The sequence below is a fragment of the Methanococcoides sp. LMO-2 genome, assembly GCF_038432375.1.
Lineage (GTDB): Archaea > Halobacteriota > Methanosarcinia > Methanosarcinales > Methanosarcinaceae > Methanococcoides > Methanococcoides cohabitans.
On the sequence record NZ_JBCAUS010000003.1, the window covers coordinates 221,854 to 239,167 of the forward strand.

General features: G+C 44.7%; 18 protein-coding genes and 1 tRNA gene. 7 read left to right on the plus strand and 12 right to left on the minus strand.

Annotation, left to right across the window (positions count from 1 at the left end; all coding sequences use genetic code 11):
- Positions 1 to 317: 317 nt before the first annotated feature.
- Both WOA13_RS06235 and WOA13_RS06240 read left to right on the plus strand, forming a co-directional pair.
- Complete coding sequence (locus WOA13_RS06235) at positions 318 to 692, plus strand: DUF6713 family protein (RefSeq protein WP_342127086.1); 375 nt, start codon at positions 318 to 320, stop codon at positions 690 to 692.
- A gap of 59 nt (positions 693 to 751) precedes the next feature.
- Positions 752 to 1,600, plus strand: a complete 849-nt coding sequence (locus WOA13_RS06240; RefSeq protein ID WP_342127087.1) for a TatD family hydrolase — start codon at positions 752 to 754, stop codon at positions 1,598 to 1,600.
- A gap of 44 nt (positions 1,601 to 1,644) precedes the next feature.
- Here WOA13_RS06240 and WOA13_RS06245 read toward each other — a convergent pair whose 3' ends face one another.
- Positions 1,645 to 2,073: a desulfoferrodoxin family protein gene (locus WOA13_RS06245; RefSeq protein WP_342127088.1), complete on the minus strand. Its 429-nt coding sequence runs from the start codon at positions 2,071 to 2,073 to the stop codon at positions 1,645 to 1,647.
- Positions 2,074 to 2,235: 162 nt separating this feature from the next.
- Here WOA13_RS06245 and WOA13_RS06250 point away from each other — a divergent pair, with 162 nt between their 5' ends.
- The 3 genes from WOA13_RS06250 (at position 2,236) to uvrA (ending at position 6,437) form a co-directional block, all read left to right on the plus strand.
- A complete protein-coding gene (locus tag WOA13_RS06250; RefSeq protein WP_342127089.1) occupies positions 2,236 to 2,850 on the plus strand; it encodes a hypothetical protein in 615 nt (204 codons plus the stop codon).
- Between the two features lie 102 nt (positions 2,851 to 2,952).
- Positions 2,953 to 3,324, plus strand: a complete 372-nt coding sequence (locus tag WOA13_RS06255) for a hypothetical protein (protein WP_342127090.1) — start codon at positions 2,953 to 2,955, stop codon at positions 3,322 to 3,324.
- A gap of 287 nt (positions 3,325 to 3,611) precedes the next feature.
- Positions 3,612 to 6,437, plus strand: coding sequence for an excinuclease ABC subunit UvrA (gene uvrA / locus WOA13_RS06260; protein ID WP_342127091.1), 2,826 nt, complete (start codon positions 3,612 to 3,614; stop codon positions 6,435 to 6,437).
- A gap of 53 nt (positions 6,438 to 6,490) precedes the next feature.
- Here the strand turns inward: uvrA and WOA13_RS06265 are convergent, their stop codons facing one another.
- Both WOA13_RS06265 and purB read right to left on the minus strand, forming a co-directional pair.
- Positions 6,491 to 7,075: an FmdE family protein gene (locus WOA13_RS06265; protein ID WP_342127092.1), complete on the minus strand. Its 585-nt coding sequence runs from the start codon at positions 7,073 to 7,075 to the stop codon at positions 6,491 to 6,493.
- Between the two features lie 9 nt (positions 7,076 to 7,084).
- Positions 7,085 to 8,425, minus strand: coding sequence for an adenylosuccinate lyase (gene purB / locus WOA13_RS06270; RefSeq protein ID WP_342127094.1), 1,341 nt, complete (start codon positions 8,423 to 8,425; stop codon positions 7,085 to 7,087).
- A gap of 193 nt (positions 8,426 to 8,618) precedes the next feature.
- On the opposite strand from purB, the gene WOA13_RS06275 reads away from it, so the two are divergent.
- Complete coding sequence (locus tag WOA13_RS06275) at positions 8,619 to 9,032, plus strand: hypothetical protein (RefSeq protein WP_342127095.1); 414 nt, start codon at positions 8,619 to 8,621, stop codon at positions 9,030 to 9,032.
- An 88-nt stretch (positions 9,033 to 9,120) separates the two neighbouring features.
- Here the strand turns inward: WOA13_RS06275 and WOA13_RS06280 are convergent.
- Positions 9,121 to 9,192 (minus strand) — tRNA-Arg (locus WOA13_RS06280).
- A 308-nt stretch (positions 9,193 to 9,500) separates the two neighbouring features.
- Between WOA13_RS06280 and WOA13_RS06285 the strand changes: the two genes are divergently transcribed.
- A complete protein-coding gene (locus WOA13_RS06285) occupies positions 9,501 to 11,102 on the plus strand; it encodes a PAS domain-containing sensor histidine kinase (RefSeq protein ID WP_342127096.1) in 1,602 nt (533 codons plus the stop codon).
- Between the two features lie 33 nt (positions 11,103 to 11,135).
- Here the strand turns inward: WOA13_RS06285 and WOA13_RS06290 are convergent, their stop codons facing one another.
- The 8 genes from WOA13_RS06290 to WOA13_RS06325 form a co-directional block, all read right to left on the minus strand.
- A complete protein-coding gene (locus WOA13_RS06290) occupies positions 11,136 to 11,336 on the minus strand; it encodes a MarR family transcriptional regulator (RefSeq protein ID WP_048205751.1) in 201 nt (66 codons plus the stop codon).
- Positions 11,337 to 11,526: 190 nt separating this feature from the next.
- The gene (gene rpsJ, locus WOA13_RS06295) at positions 11,527 to 11,838 is read right to left on the minus strand and encodes a 30S ribosomal protein S10 (protein ID WP_048205752.1); all 312 of its coding nucleotides are present in this window, start codon (positions 11,836 to 11,838) and stop codon (positions 11,527 to 11,529) included.
- A 32-nt stretch (positions 11,839 to 11,870) separates the two neighbouring features.
- Complete coding sequence (tuf, locus tag WOA13_RS06300) at positions 11,871 to 13,142, minus strand: translation elongation factor EF-1 subunit alpha (RefSeq protein ID WP_342127178.1); 1,272 nt, start codon at positions 13,140 to 13,142, stop codon at positions 11,871 to 11,873.
- 128 nt (positions 13,143 to 13,270) lie between these two features.
- The gene (locus WOA13_RS06305; protein ID WP_342127097.1) at positions 13,271 to 15,463 is read right to left on the minus strand and encodes an elongation factor EF-2; all 2,193 of its coding nucleotides are present in this window, start codon (positions 15,461 to 15,463) and stop codon (positions 13,271 to 13,273) included.
- 48 nt (positions 15,464 to 15,511) lie between these two features.
- Entirely contained in the window at positions 15,512 to 16,072 is a 561-nt protein-coding gene (locus tag WOA13_RS06310) for a 30S ribosomal protein S7 (RefSeq protein WP_342127098.1), read from the minus strand.
- A 4-nt stretch (positions 16,073 to 16,076) separates the two neighbouring features.
- Entirely contained in the window at positions 16,077 to 16,505 is a 429-nt protein-coding gene (locus tag WOA13_RS06315) for a 30S ribosomal protein S12 (protein WP_048205756.1), read from the minus strand.
- Between the two features lie 68 nt (positions 16,506 to 16,573).
- Positions 16,574 to 16,999, minus strand: a complete 426-nt coding sequence (locus tag WOA13_RS06320) for a NusA-like transcription termination signal-binding factor (protein ID WP_342127099.1) — start codon at positions 16,997 to 16,999, stop codon at positions 16,574 to 16,576.
- Between the two features lie 18 nt (positions 17,000 to 17,017).
- A complete protein-coding gene (locus tag WOA13_RS06325; protein ID WP_342127100.1) occupies positions 17,018 to 17,305 on the minus strand; it encodes a 50S ribosomal protein L30e in 288 nt (95 codons plus the stop codon).
- Between the last annotated feature and the right edge of the window lie 9 nt (positions 17,306 to 17,314).

The following is a 17,314-nucleotide window of genomic DNA, read 5'->3' on the forward strand; positions in this document are numbered from 1 at the left end:
ATCGCTTTTCTAATTGTCAGAAAGGAAATCTGACATCGACAAATTATTACCACGTTTTTCCAAAAATCCACCTATTGTGAAATAGTAAATTATAATATATAAAATTTGAAGTATATCTATAATAGAATATTAGTTGATTGATATAATCATATAGGAATGAGATTCAAATTTTAGGATTTATTACAAAAGTATAAATGTCTAACATATACTGAATCCAGGATCATTTGTTTTATTTATCCAGTTAGAAACTAAATTTAATATATCACCACATAGAAAAAGAAAAAGTATAAGTGATTTTAGAAAATGGTGTAAAGATCATGTCAGACATCCTCTTCTGGGTATACCTGGTAAATGCAGTCCTGCTGATAAACCATGAGATCGATTCTGCTTACTGGAAAGAATGGGATCTCTTCAGGCTGCCAGGTGGAATAACAGGATTCCTTCTAATACACATTCCGGTACTATTTTTTGTACTATACGGACTGGTCCTGGTCTTCCAGCAGTCTTTCACCGGCCTGATATTTTCATTGATCCTGAGCCTTAGCGGCATCTTTGCATTTACAGCCCACATGTATTTCATAAGGAAAGGCAGAGATGAGTTCAAGACAACTATCTCACTATTCATTCTGATCTCAACGCTGATAGTATCACTGGTACAAGCCTACCTCACCATCAGCCTAATTCTAAAATGATGCAGCAAGAAAAGACAGTAACAAGTAACATTATCTGCCTTCACCACATCTATTAATTCATGAACACATCACCAAAGATCCCCATCACCGATGAGCATATGCACATAGATCCCCGTGCAAAGGGACTGAAAGCTGTCAAAGAGTTCCAGAATGTAGGAGGAACTCACATAATCCTTGTTACCAAACCCACCTGGACCATCGGAGTGGAGGTCACAAAACCGGAGGACTACAGGATCGTCTTCGATGAGACCGTAGACCTTGCCAGACAGATCAACGAGACCGGTGTCAAAGCTTTCCCGGTGCTCGGTGTCCACCCGGCCGAGATCACCAAACTCACCGAACGCATGGAACTTGACAGGGCTGTTGAACTTATGAAGAGCGGCCTTGAGATCGCTGCAACGTACGTCGATGAAGGAGTTGCCGTAGGACTCAAGAGCGGACGCCCACACTACCCGGTCTCAGAAGAGATATGGGATGCTTCCAATGAAATCATGGAACATGGATTCATGCTCGCAAAGGATCATGACTGTGCGATCCAGCTGCATACCGAGAGCGTTGAGGAGCCGGAACTTATCGATATAACTGAAAGAGCAAAAAGAACAGGCATCCGACTGAATAAGGTGGTCAAGCATTACGCCCCCCCTCTTGTGAATGTTTGTGAGAAGCTTGGGATATTCCCAGGAGTGCTGGCTGGCAAAGGTGCCATCGAGCAGGCCCTTGAAGAAGGAACACGGTTCATGATGGAAACCGATTATATTGATGATCCTGATAGGCCGGGGGCCGTACTGGGACCAAAGACCATTCCCAGAAGGACATTGAAGCTTGTGGAAGAGTACGGTGAGGAGCCGTTCTGGAAAGTGCACAAGGAGAATGTGGAAGAGGTCTATGAGGTTGAGATCGAAATTTAAAACTTCAAATTAAAATTTAAAACCTCAAACTTTTATTTTTAATATTAAACCCCGAACCCTTCCTGCAGGCACTTTTCCCTCCTGCAACCGGCTGTCAGCCTTAGTTCCTCTCGTATCTCTATACAGTTCTCCCATGGACCATGGACATTGCAATATGCAATTGCACAAAATTCCCGGTACTTGCCAAAATATACCAACCCGAAAACAGCATCCGGTTTTACTCCCGGACCGAAGGTTGCCCTGCCGATGGTGACCGTGTCCATCATCTTGGTGCGGCCATAGAGCTCAATATATTCGATATGATGCTCAGGGGTGTTCGGATGTATCGCTTTTTCTCCCACAACAACGCGGATATATTCCTTCCCTGTACCTTCGTAGTTTCTGAGAACTTCGATTGTTGGGATGTGTCTTTCTTTTGAACGGTCATCGACATTATTTGTGTCTTCGGACCCTATGATCTCAGAAAATTCCATGATATTACATTCTGGTTGTTGTGTGATATTCTTAACGGGAACCTTGAGATGGCAACACTAAAGATTTAAATCGAGGAGCTCTGGAAATCCAAAACTTTATTGCCACATAGACATTGAAAGTTCTTTTAATATTAAATGAATTTTTAATTGGGGTATAGGATAATGAGAATTATTGTAAAGACTGGAGTGAGCATATTGATAATAGGCATTCTGCTCGTGGGATTTGCATGGGGAGGGTCGTCGGATCCTGTAAATAACGATGATAGCGAATTAGATGATCCCGAACATACTGATGGGATCTTTGATCCAAATAACTCCAATTCCCTTTTTGAAGAGTACAAGAGTGATCCATTGTTCATAGCCAGCAGAGGAAACTTTCCCGAAACAATCGATAGGGAGTGGAAAAATTCAGTTAATGACTGCTGGCTATCTCTTTCCATAAATCAACCGGCATACACAATTGATAGTTCTATAAGAAGCATCGCTGCCAATAGTGAATTTTTGATCGTAGATATAAGCTATGATCAGCATGGAAAAATGAATGAGTCAAGAATTGATGAGATCTATCGGAAGATCGATGATCACTGTGAGCGTGAAGAGGGTATCAGTGGTATATCCGTGGTATTTATGTGGCCAATGGAAGATGAGAGCATACCACTTCCTGATTATGGACCGGAGATCTTTGAGGAAGCTAAAAGCAGTCCATCGTTCATAGCTGCCTACGGAACAATGCCTGTGATTACGCAGGAAAGTGAAAAAAGAAGATGGATAGATTAGCTTGGACATACAAAAGATAGGGAACTCGACCCGTTCTTTGCTTCATCTAACGGACCTCTGATAAGTTATGGAGTGTACATCAACGGATACCTGAGTGTGGGCATGAACTCAGAAACACCTGAAAAAGTAAACGAATCCGTAATTGACGAAATATATCAGACGATAGACAAGCACTTCGAACAGGAAGCAGGTATAGACGAAGTCCCGGTAGTATTTGAATGGGAGAGTCCTATAATCCTATGTGAAGAGGTAGTCAGTCCGCCATCATCGGATGAAGAAGATATTTGTGTGATAGATGATGATGGAAATGTTGTAACCTATACAAGGGATGAAGCTTATTTAGATGAAGAAGGGAATCTTGTGGTCATCGATAATGGAACACCGGAGGAGATCGGGACAGAAACCCAAACACCGGGATTCACCTCAATACTGCTCACTATCGGACTGTTATTTTCGGCAAGGCTGAGAAAGTAATTGGATAATCAGATCAGCGGATCAGGGAGATCATCCCTGATCCAGACATCTTTTCCAATAAAAGAGGAAGGAAAATCTTTGCCATATTGACTGAAAAATACAATGACAATGTTTTTGGCAGACCCTCTTGAAGAGTATATTTAAGTTTGTAATGAAAAACTAAGAAACTAATAATAAAGCAATATTTCACCTCAACAGCAAACCTTTAATGCTCTCACTCAAATATCTCAAACCCCAACTTATCCTTCAAAGCATTACATATCTGAAAACACTACCTTCCAGAAACCATGTCCCTGAAAAATATAATCGTCAAAGGTGCCAAGGAGCACAACCTGAAGAATATCGATCTCGTATTCCCCCGTGACAAACTGATAGTCATAACAGGGCTCAGCGGATCAGGAAAATCATCCCTTGCTTTTGATACCATATATGCAGAGGGACAGAGGCGATACGTGGAATCACTTTCAGCTTATGCGAGGCAGTTCCTGGGACTTATGGAAAAACCGGACGTCGAGTACATAGAGGGACTTTCCCCTGCGATCTCCATCGAGCAGAAGACAACCAGCAAGAACCCGCGTTCCACAGTGGGAACGGTTACTGAGATCTATGACTATCTCAGGCTGCTCTATGCAAGAATAGGCATCAGGCACTGCCCAAAATGTGGCAAGACCATAGAGCCTCAGAGTGTTGACCAGATCGTTGACAGCATCATGAAAATAGATGAAGGGTCAAAGGTCCATATCCTTGCACCCCTTGTGAGGGAACGTAAAGGAGAGTACAAAAAATTGCTCACGGACCTCAGGGGAGAAGGGTTTGCACGCGCAAGGGTGGATGGAGATATCGTATCACTGGATGATGCCGAGACCATCGAACTTGGACGCTACTACAAGCACAACATCGAAGTGGTTGTGGACAGGCTTGCCATCAAGAAAGGCATCGAAGAAAGATTGTCGGATTCCGTGGAGACTGCGCTTGAGAAGAGTGGCGGTACCCTGATGGTACATGTTCTTGACGGCGATGAGATGGTGTTCAGCGAAAACCTCGCATGTACGGACTGTGGGATCGGATTTGAGGAAATGGAACCTTCTGCGTTCTCTTTCAACAGTCCTCAGGGTGCATGTGAAGAATGCCACGGTCTTGGAACTTCAATGGAGTTCGACCCTGAACTGATCGTACCTGACCCCACCCTGACATTGAGAGAAGGTGCCATCGAGCACTGGAGCAAGAAAGACGGCTACTACATGCAGGCACTGGAATCCGTGGGACAGCATTTCGGATTCTCACTGGATGTGCCCTTCGAGGAGCTTGAACAAAAGCACAAGGACATAATCTTCAACGGTACCAATGAAATGATAAACTACGTGCACATCGGTAAGAACGGTGGTATGTGGAAGCATAAAGGTCGTTTCCGGGGAGTCATCTCCAATATTTCAAAAACTTATGATAATACCGAATCTGAGAACACGAAGGACAGGTTGAGGAAGTATATCACAACCAAGCCATGTACTACCTGTAGTGGCAACAGGCTGAAACCCGCCAGCCTTGCTGTGACCATCAACGACAGCAACATCATCCAGGTCACGCAGATGTCCGTGGAGACATCATTGCAGTTCTTCGAGGAACTGGAACCGACCCTCACACCACGCGAGTATTCCATTGCACGACTGATTCTCAAAGAGATCAAGGCAAGGCTTGGTTTCCTCATGGACGTCGGCCTTGATTACCTTACACTTAGCCGTTCAGCAGCGACCCTTTCAGGAGGAGAGGCACAGCGTATCAGGCTGGCCACCCAGATCGGATCCAGCCTCATGGGAGTGCTGTACATCCTGGATGAGCCAAGCATAGGGCTGCACCAGAGAGACAACCTCAGGCTGATCAATACACTGAAACATCTTCGTGATATCGGCAACACGGTAGTTGTCGTGGAGCATGACGAAGAGACCATACTCAATTCAGATCACGTGGTAGATATGGGACCTGGTGCAGGTATCCACGGTGGAGAGGTCGTGGCAGAGGGCACGCCTGAAGAAATTATGGCACACCCTGATTCTCTTACCGGTCAGTACATGAGCGGAAAACTTGAGATCGCTGTGCCGGAGAAGAGGCGCAAACCAGCCGGTAAGCTGATCTTAAAAGGTGCATCACAGAACAATCTCAAGGGTATCGATGTGAAATTCCCACTTGGTGTCATGGCATGCGTCACCGGCGTATCCGGTTCCGGAAAGAGCACACTGATCAATGAGACCCTCAACAAAGTGCTTGCACAGAAGCTCCACCGCGCAAGGGACAGGCCTGGCAAGTACAAGGAAATCAAGGGTCTTGACCTGATAGACAAGGTCATCACCATCGACCAGTCACCGATCGGAAGAACACCACGTTCCAATCCTGCTACCTACACCAACCTATTCACACCTATCAGGGAGCTATTTGCACAAACAAAGATGGCAAAGGCAAGAGGATACAAACCCGGAAGGTTCAGCTTCAATGTTCGCGGAGGACGGTGTGAGACCTGCTCAGGTGACGGTATCATTACAATTGAGATGCACTTTTTGCCTGACGTCTATGTGCCCTGTGAGGTCTGTCACGGGAAGCGCTACAACCGTGAGACACTTGAGGTGACCTATAAGGACAAGACCATCGCAGATGTGCTGGACATGACCGTTGAGGAAGCACTGGAATTCTTTGAGAATGTACCCAAGATCAAGAGAAAGCTCCAGACTCTCTACGATGTTGGTCTTGGATATATCAAGCTGGGACAGTCCTCAACAACCCTCTCAGGAGGAGAGGCACAGCGTGTGAAGCTGGCAACCGAGCTTAGCAGGCGTTCTACCGGTAAGACGGTCTACATTCTTGACGAGCCTACAACAGGACTTCACTTTGATGATGTAAACAAGTTGCTTGATGTGCTCCAGAGACTTGTGGATGCAGGTAACACGGTTATCGTGATCGAACACAACCTCGATGTCATTAAGACAGCGGACTGGGTCATCGACCTTGGACCAGAGGGTGGAGAGCGTGGAGGAACCATCGTTGCCGAAGGCACACCTGAGAAACTGGCAAAGAGCAAGGACTCCTATACAGGGGAATTCCTGAAGCGGGTACTCAAGGGATAAATTGAGAATAATAAAAGAAGCTAAAAAAGATTAAAATGGATATCTGACCAACGTCAGATATCATGACCTTCAAAACATGAAAGACAGACCATCTGTCCGTTCTTTACACGAAGACGTGTTTCCATTGCTTCTTCGCCGCATTCTGCACATGCTATGGAACGGTAGACCATGGCCTTTTCAGGCGGTTCGATCTCTACATTTGTTGCAGTGAAAAGTTCCTCATCCGGAATATCAAGGATTGCGAGACCCCTTTCTGCATGCCTTTGTTTGAACTCTTCCTTTTCCTCGTCAGTGGCAGTACCATTTCTTACTTTGGGGAAAAGTTCGTTGTAGCGAGGATCTTCCCTGCGCTGGCGGGGATTTATTGAGATCCTGAGCGCTTCAGGGTTTCCTCTCTTGAAGAAAGTATAGACATGCTTTCCAAGGTCCCTGAACACAAGGTTGCCTTTTCCAAAGGTGCATCCATTGACCACTTGGATAGCATCCACACTGCAGGACTTGTTCTCAACAATGACAACAAGTTCCTCGTCCTCAGCCCGATCCTTGAACTTATTGGCTGCATAGGTTGCAACCCTGTAACCAATAACAAGTCCAGGGCAGAGATGCCCGTGGAATTTTATAACATCATCCAGTTCCATGAGGTCACCTTAGAACTGACTTCTGATCTTTGCAACGACGTTCTCGACCTGGGTCACTGCAGTACCGATGTACCTGTCAGGGTTCACAAGGTCTGTGATGTCATCCTCACTAAGGTATTGTGTGACCTCTGGCTTGGCCAGAAGTACTTCCTTGAGGTGCTTGCCTGACTCGTGTGCCTCCATTGCAGAGCTTCTCACGATCTCGTGGGCTTCCTGCCTTCCTACACCGCGCTTTGCAAGCTCGATCATGATAGCTTCACCCATGTTAAGACCACGGAGAAGGTCAAGGTTCTTGCGAATGTTCTCAGGATAGAACCTGAGGTTTTCGATAACACCGATGGCCAGCTTGAGAAGGTGGTCGGTCAGCACACAGCTTTCAGGGAAAACTACCCTTTCACATGAAGAGTTGGTGAGGTCACGCTCATCCCAGAGAGTGTTGTTCAGAAGTTCCGGCTCGACCATTGAGCGGACGATACGTGCCAGACCGCTGATCTGTTCTGACTTGATAGGGTTCCTCTTGTGAGGCATGGTGGAAGAACCTACCTGTTTCTTGCGGAAGCTTTCCTCGACCTCTGCGATCTCGCTTCTCTGGAGGGAGCGGATCTCCACTGCGATCTTGTCAAGGGTTGTTACTGTATTTGCCATCCACATGACGAACTCTGCGTGGCGGTCACGCTGGATGATCTGGTTAGATACATCGACACTACCAAGACCAAGATATTCCATTGCATGTTTCTGGATCTCGATACCATCCTGTCCGAATGCTGCCTGTGTACCCACAGCTCCGGTCATCTGTCCTACCAGAAGACGTGGTGTGAGCTGGCCCAGACGCTCGAGGTGTCTTGACATCTCACTTGCCCAGATAGCAAACCTGAGACCGTATGTTGTTGGGACACCGATCTGACCGTGTGTTCTTCCTGCACAGACAGTATTCTTGTGCTCTTCTGCCTTTATCAACAAGACATCCAGAAGCGTGCGTACCTTGTCTTCAAGGATAGCAACTGCATCCATCATCTGAAGAGCGGTGGCTGTGTCCAGGATATCGTTGGATGTTGCACCAAAGTGCACCCATTTTGCAGCATCTTCGCTGCACTGCTCGGAGATTGCGAGAACGATGGCCATCATGTCATGATGGATCTCATCTTCTATCTCTGTGACCCTTTCCAGTTTGACAGAGCCAATGCTGTGCTCGATTGCATTCGCAGCTTCAACAGGTACGATGCCTACCTTTGCTTCAGCCTGTGAAAGAGCTGCCTCGGTCTTTAAGAGCTTTTCAAGGCGGTTTGCCTCACTCCAGACATATTTCATTTCGTCGGTACCGTAACGATATTCAATAGGATGGATTGCCATATCTTTTGGTCTCCTTGGATTGTGAAATTAAATTTACCAATGAACTATATGGGGTACATAAACAACAAACCCATAAATAAGCTTTGAGCATGAGATCCATTCAGAGTGAGACCATTTTCAAAAGTGACTAAAAAGACAATGTTTATCTATTGATAAATGCCATAAATTATATTGAGAACAGGGGGAAGCTATTGTGGAAAAATTACATGTGTTCCTTGAAAAGCTTGACAACAATGAGTTTACAACTAAGGATATTGACCTGCTTTTAAAGCAGATGGCAGAGGATGCAAAACAGGGTGCCATTAGAATGTCAAAGGATGACAGGCAATGGTTACAGACATATGCATTCGGACTCCAGCAATTTGAGGTCATGTGCAGCAAAGACCCGTCAAAGATGAGAGCAGGGGACTGGAGACAGGTTGTAGAGGACTTCAGCAAGGTCAGGTTCTTTGTAGATGATATGGAAGAAAGAGGGCTTGTAAAGAACGTATTCTGGAATGTGGAAGGAATCGTTACGTTCGATATACCGGATAATTTCGGATATAGAAATTTCATTTATTGCAGGATCAAAAGCTATCTTGAGAAACTGTATGCCCCGGAAAAATAATATAATAACTGATCCAACAAGCTTGTCAAACCAGTGAAGTTACTGCTTCAACAACGCCAATAGCTACAGAAAGGGCAGTATAGTAGAGCGGGCCTGCCGGGAATCGAACCCGGGTTCTAAGCTCCGGAGGCTAAAGTGATATCCACTACACTACAGGCCCACGATAGGAGCGTCTTAAGCTCTCATCAAGTGTTTTCAATTGTAACTGGTTCTAGGATAAACCAGTTATTATATTATTGTTTTGGAATACGCACTTAAAGGACAAACAAGAAGATTCAAAGTGAAGATCTTGAAGATGCATCCCGAAATTAGTTCAGTAATATAACTTTATTCAATCGAATACCATAGTTTATTGATATAATTTTATTGTTGAAAACATATTAATACGCAATTCAATACATTAAAGCATGGATATAATGGAGTCATTGCCATACAATATTTACAAAAACGACCTAATTCATACAAAAAATGACAATGAAAAAAGAAGAACAAGCCTCTGAAAATTCTCAACAGATTGCAGAACTGCAACAAACTATAAGGGAACTCAAAGATGAGATGGACCTTGTTAAAAGAAGGTCCACTGAGAAAGAAGAGTTCTACAAACTGCATCTTGAGAACCTTAACGATGTTGTTTTTAGTATCAACAATGAGGGCAATTTTACATACATCAGCTCTGCTATTGAGCACTTCACCGGCTATCTTCCAGAAGAAGTGATCGGTACTTCTTTTTCAAAATACATCTATCCTGATGACCTTCCGGGCCTTATTGAAGATATGGACAGGACAATTAAAGGTGAACATAAACCTTACATGTTCAGGGTGATCGCAAAATCCGGAAAGATAACTCACGTACACACATCTTCAAAAGTGATGATCAAGGATGGGGAAATTACCGGCCTTAACGGAATAATGGTAAATATTGATCGTCTCAAAAAGGTCGAATTTGAGCTGATGAAGGAAAAAGAAAAAGCTCAGCATTATTTGAATGTGTCAAATGTGATTTTCGTCGCTATTGACAGAAACCAGAAGATCACACTCATAAACAGGAAAGCTGAGGAAATCCTTGAGTATTCTGAAAATGAGATTCTTGGAAAGAACTGGTTTGATCTGTTCATATCTGAAGACATCTCAGAAGAAATGAAAGATATATTCAATAAAATAATGGCAAAAGATGCCGAAATTTTTGAATATCACGAAAATCCCATCATCGTAAGATCAGGTCATGAAAGAATCATTTCCTGGCATAACTCTTTGCTTTATGACAGTAAAGGGTATATCACAGGAGTACTTGCTTCGGGCATCGATGTTACTGAGAAGAAGATCGCAGAAAAGGAACTTATATCTGCAAAACTTGAAGCTGAGACTGCAAATCAGGCAAAGACTACATTTATTGCAAACATGAGCCATGAGCTGCGCACACCTCTTAACGCAGTTATTGGTTTTTCGGAGATTCTTCTTGAAAGAAAATTCGGAGATGTCAATGAAAGGCAGGAAAAATACCTTTTAAATATAAATTCCAGTGGAAAACGATTGCTTGATGCATTTAATTTAATGCTGGAGCTTTCAAAGATCGAATCCGAAGTTTTTGAACTTGAATACAACACAATTGAAGTAACCGAATTTATCAACGGGCTAAGGGAACACTTCGTACCAATAATCCGGGAAAAGCAGCAGGAACTGTCATTTGTCATCAACACAGATGTAAAATATATTATAATCGATATTGAAAAAGTAGAACATAGTATCACCCACCTTATCGAGAACGCAAGTAAATTCTCACAAAATGGCGGTTCTATTGAGGTAGAGGTCCACGATACCGGTAAAGATATTGTTTTCGAGATCTCAGACAAAGGTATCGGAATATCTGAAGAGAACATCGATAGGCTTTTCAACCCATTTACTCAGATCGATTCATCTTCAACAAGAGCCCACGGAGGAATGGGTCTTGGACTATGCCTTGCAAAAAAGCAGTCAGAACTGCATGGTGGATCACTCAGTGTAAGCAGTGAGTTGAATAAAGGTAGCACTTTTACTTTTACGATACCAATAAAACCTGAGATCAAAAAGTAAATCGGTCTGAAAAAAAGAAGATATAAAAAAGGATCATTCCTTTGAAACATCGTAGTAGCATCTTTTAGGAGAATATACCAGGCCTTTCTTTTTCAGGGATGCAATTGTTTTACTAACAAGTTTGCTTTCAAGACCTGTGGACTCTGCAATGTCACCTGGTCTTAAGGATTTGTCTGAGCTTTCCAGAGCATTCAGTACTGCAGATTCTGTTTCAGTTAATGTTTCTTCACTCATGATTCAACCTCACACTGATATGGAAATGTGATGATATAAACGTTTTCTAGAGATGATAAAACCAAACGATAAGGATAGCTTGAGCTCACACTCAGAATTTTAGAAAATAAATTAAGAAATAGGGAGGAGAGATGTTACAGATAAATATCTGTAACGTTGTTCCATTTCGTTTTGAACAATATCGATGTACTTAGTTCTGAAGTACGATCTCGATATTGATGTCTTTTGGAACCTGAATCCTCATGAGCTGCCTTAATGCGCGCTCATCAGCTGCGATGTCAATAAGTCTTTTGTGGACACGCATCTCCCAGTGGTCCCATGATGCTGTACCGTCGCCGCTAGGGCTCTTCCTTACAGGAACTACCAATTTCTTTGTTGGCAGAGGTACTGGACCGGATATGCTTACTCCAGTGCGGTTTGCGATGGCTTTCACCTGCTCACAAACACCGTCCAGATTCACAGGACTTGTTCCTGATAATCGTATTCTTGCTTTCTGTGCCATTTTAATCTCCTCTAAAAAGAAAGAGAAGAGTGTTACTGCTTATCTTTAACACTCATGCACATACCGGCAGCGATTGTCATACCCATATCACGGATAGCGAATCTGCCGAGCTGTGGAATCTCTTTTACAGGCTCAATGCACATTGGCCTGGTTGGTCTGATTGTAACGATTGCTGCATCTCCAGCCTTGATGAAGGTTGGGTTCTCTTCCTTGACCTGACCGGTCTTTGGATCGAGCTTCTTGTCAATGGACATGAGAGTACATGCAGTCTGGGTGGTGTGGCAGTGGAATACAGGTGTGTATCCGACTGTGATAGCGGATGGGTGCTGAAGGACAACGATCTGTCCGGTAAACTCTTCAGCTACCGATGGTGGCTTCTCTGCAGGACCACATACGTCACCTCTCCTGACATCGTTCTTTCCGATACCTCTGACGTTCCAACCGATGTTGTCACCAGGTACAGCCTGATCGACTTCCTCGTGGTGCATCTCAATGGATTTTACTTCACCGGTTGCGCCACTTGGCATGAATGCGACCTTCTGGCCTTTCTTCATGATACCGGTCTCTACCCTACCTACTGGAACGGTACCGATACCGGAAATGGTGTATGCATCCTGTACTGGGATACGGAGTGGAAGTGTGTCTGGCTTTTCTGGTGTCTTAAGATCGTTAAGGCAGTCAAGAAGGGATGGGCCAGTGTACCATGGGGTGTTTGAACTGGATTCTGTAATGTTGTCACCCTCGAATGCAGATGTTGGGACGAATGGAACTTCGTCTGCCTTGAATCCTACCATACCGAGAAGCTGACTTACTTCGTTCTTAACCTCGTTGTACCTGTCTTCGCTGTATTCAGCTGCATCCATCTTGTTAACAGCAACGATAAGCTGGTTGATACCAAGGGTCCTTGAAAGGAACACGTGTTCCTTTGTCTGAGCCATTACACCATCAGGTGCTGCTACGACAAGAACAGCTGCATCTGCCTGGGATGCACCGGTGATCATGTTCTTTACGAAGTCACGGTGACCTGGACAGTCCACGACTGTGAAGTAGAACTTGTCTGTGTCGAATCTCTTGTGGGAGATATCGATGGTTACTCCTCTCTCACGCTCTTCCTTGAGTGAGTCCATAACCCATGCGAAAGCGAAGGATTCTTTTCCTTTCTCTTTTGCTTCTGCCCTGTATTTCTCGATAAGGTGAGCAGGTACTGCGCCTGTCTCGAACATTAATCTGCCGACAAATGTTGACTTACCGTGGTCAACGTGACCAATAACTGCTAAGTTCATGTGTGGTTTCTCAGCCATAATATATTCTCCTTTATTTTTTGATTGTTAGATGCAATATCTATAATTTTGACCTAAATTGTTGTTTCTGCTTTTAAACCTTTCCAACGGATAGGACATTTCATAGCAAAAAGATGGATTTAGTATCCATCTTACATGCTCATAAAGTCCTGTGCCTGTGGAAGATCCTTCTTGAGTCCTTTGCGCTCACGGATACCTGAAACTACTTCAGTGATCATATTGGTTGGGAGTGGTTCAAATCCTGCGAACTCTGTGCTCCACATTGCACGACCCTCTGTTGCAGACCTGATGTCACCGGCAAATCCGAACAACTCGGATACTGGTGCCTTGGACTCAATGATGGTTGTGTCACCCTCGGAGGTCATGTTGATGATAATACCACGACGTCCCTGAATCTCCTTTGTAGCTCCACCCATCTGTTCCTGTGGGGTCTGGATGAATACCTTCTGGTATGGCTCGAAGAGTGTATCTTCTGCCATGAGCATTGCTGCCTGGATTGCCTGCCTTGATGCAGGAATTACCTGTGCAGGACCTCTGTGGACAGCATCCTCGTGGAGCTTTGCGTCCATGAGCTTGACCTTTACACCCATGCATGGTTCCTTTGAAAGTGGACCGCCTTTCATAACTTCGACGAATCCTTCAAGTACAAGCTCCATTGTTTCGTTCAGGTGCTGGATACCTTTGGTCATGTCAAAGTAAGCGTTGCTCTCAAAGATGTCAGCAATCCTCTTTGCTTCTTCTTTGTCCATACCTGCTGCAATGAGCTTCTCCCTTCTTTCAAGTTCAGGCATTCTCATGGAGATCTCGCCTCCACGGATAAGCTCACGTACTTCAGGCTCAAGTGGTTCGACAACAACATAGAATCTGTTGTGTCTGTTAGGGGATTTACCCTCAACAGGACCTGCTACACCTGTAATAGTTTCACGGTATACCACAATAGGTGGTGTTGTTGTGATCTCTACACCCTTGTCACGCTCGATCCTGTGAGCAATGACCTCAAGGTGAAGTTCACCCATACCTGCCATGAGGTGTTCACCGGTCTCTTCGTCCAGTGTGATCTTAAGTGTTGGGTCTTCCTTTGCGACCTGACGCAGAACCTCAACGAGCTTTGGAAGATCTTTCATGTGTTTTGCTTCCACAGCTACGGTCACTACAGGTTCACTTGCGTGTCTGATACTCTCAAATGGAGACATGCCTTCAAGAGAAGTTACAGTAGAACCTACAATAGCATCTCTGAGACCTGTTACTGCAGCAATGTTACCTGCAGGGATCTCGTCCACTTCAAGTCTCTCAGGGCCCATGAAAACACCGACCTGCTGGATCCTGTTCTGCTTTGCTGCACCTGTTACGTAAACTTCCATTCCACGTGAAAGTGAACCACTGAAAAGCCTGCCTGTTGCAACTTCTCCTGCGTGTGGGTCCATGGAAATATCAGTAACCATGAATGCAAGATCGCCCTTTGCATCAGCATCAGCCATCTGCTTTCCAATACCGGTCTCAAGATCGCCGTGCCAGATGACACCGACCCTGTCTTCCTGAGCATCGATAGGACTTGGAAGGAACCTGATGACCATGTCGTTGACAGCTTCGTGGAGCGGACATTTCTCTGCAAGTGCTTTCATATCTTCAGCACGGCAGAAGTCATATACCTCACCAAAACTGACACCGGTCTTCTGCATCATAGGAACACTGATAGCCCAGTTGTAAAGAGCTGAACCGAATGCTACTGTACCTTCTGCAGCATTGACCTTCCAGCCTTCGTTGTAGCGCTCTTCGTTCATGCCTTTGATAAGCTTGTTGACGTGGTCAATGAGCTTACCGAGCCTGATCTGCATTTCCTGTGCATCTACCTGTAACTCGTTGATAAGACGGTCGACCTTGTTAATGAAAAGTACTGGCCTTACGTGCTCTTTAAGTGCCTGTCTCAGAACGGTCTCGGTCTGAGGCATGGTACCTTCCACAGCATCAATAACTACGACAGCACCATCTACTGCACGCATTGCACGTGTAACGTCACCACCAAAGTCAACGTGACCTGGTGTATCAATAAGGTTGATAAGGTATTCCTCGTCCTCGAACTCGTGAACCATTGATACGTTCGCGGAGTCGATTGTGATACCTCTTTCCTGTTCCTCTTCATCAGAGTCCATGAACAACTGGCGACCTGCAAGATCCTTGGAGATCATTCCAGCACCTGCAAGAAGGTTGTCTGAAAGTGTGGTCTTTCCGTGATCGATGTGAGCGATGATTGCGATGTTCCTTACCATTACCGGGTTGCTCATCAGCGCTGTTACACGCTCAACCATTTTTTTCCTTCGTCCCATAATAAAACCTACAATTGAATCTTTATGATAAAATAAAGAACAACACGATTAACGTGCTGCCTTTGCGACTCTTTCCTTTCCGTCCTTTCTGTTAATAGAGAAGCACTTTGCATCACGGTTTGAAGCTGCAATGAGCTCAGATGCAAGGCACTCGGAAGCAGAGCGCTTTGATTTGAATGATGCCTGGTTTGCACCCATTGTTATGTATCTCAGTGCGTTGTCAACACGCCTCTGTGGTGCGGTATCTACTGCTTTCGGTACGGAGATACCACCGTATTTGAGCCTGACGACCTCTTCCCTTGGACCTGCATTAGCAATAGCTTCCACAAGTACCTGAACAGGGTTCTTCTGGGTCCTCTTGTTGATGATATCAAAGGACTCGTTCACAATACGAAGAGCGAGCTGCTTCTTACCGGTGTTCTGCTCATTGCGCATAACGTTGTTGACGAGACGCTCAACAATGCAAAGATCGGATTTGTTGAACTGCTGCCTTGCGTGCTTACCTGATGTGTGTGGAATGACAACAGGGTCAAGATTTACATATCTCTGGATACCAGCATCAGCAACCTCTACCTCTGTAAGGTCCCATTTTCCGAATAACTTGTACATGGAATTATCTCCTTGGCTTTTCCTTTCTTCCAATGACCATTTCCCTAAGGCTGACATTGTTAACTGCAGTGACCTTGAAGCGCACTCCTGGAATATCACCCATTGCACCACCCATACGGCCACCGATCCTTTCTACGGTCACTTCGTCGTGTTCATCGATGAAGTTGATAGCACCGTCACCAGGACAGAATGCTGTTGCCTGACGACCGTTCTTGATCAGCTGGATCCTTACACATTTCCTGATAGCAGAGTTTGGCTGTTTTGCTTCCACACCTACTTTCTCAAGTACTATTCCACGACCCTGTGGTGCTCCGCTGAGCGGGTCAGATTTTACATCCAGACCTAAGGTACGCCTGCTGTAACCGGTGTCTTTCCACCTGGCGTCTTTACGGACCTTTTGAAGTCTGTGAGCTGCATATTTTCCATTTGGCATATATTATCCTCCCAATAATGTTCCGTACATAATGAGTTGAATTTATTATAATCATATGTGAACGATGTTCACTGTAAGATCACATCATCGATATCGTGATGGCGACTAACTACCATTTTTACTTTTTCGATATTACTTCCGTTGCGTCCGATAGCAAGACCTTTTTCACTTGCAGGCACATCCACGTAGGCGACCTTCTTGCCACCTTTCTCAGATATATTAACGGACTTGACAGACACTGTACCGAAAGCATTCTTTATAAATGTAACCGGCTCATCTGCGTATTCGATGAGCTCAATGTGTTTGTCAACGGATTTTTTAACCCGATTTATGTTGTCTCCACGTTTTCCAATAGCAGCACCCATGTCACCAGTGTTCACGACATAGATGACTCTGCCATCATCGATAATACAATCCTTAATTGCGGCGTGAGTCACACTTTCGAATAAGGCAATATACCTTACACATTCTGTTGAAAGCCTGATCTCGCCCAATTAATACAACTCCTGATCTTAAGCCACTGCAAGTATGTCTGATTCTCCTGCATCCATTATAGCCATTGCTGCAATTGTGAATGGCTTACCACATGCAGGACCAAGATCTACACTTGTTCCACCATAGTTCAGGACCGGCACGCTTGTTGCTTCGATCTGCTCTCTCACATCTGCAGGACAGTTGGATGCAAGAACTATCATCTTTGCCTCGTTCTTGACAGCTGCATCAATGGTGCGGTTAGCACCGATGATAACAGACCCTGTCCTGATAACTTTGATAAGTGCTTTATCAACATTAATATCCATTTTACATCA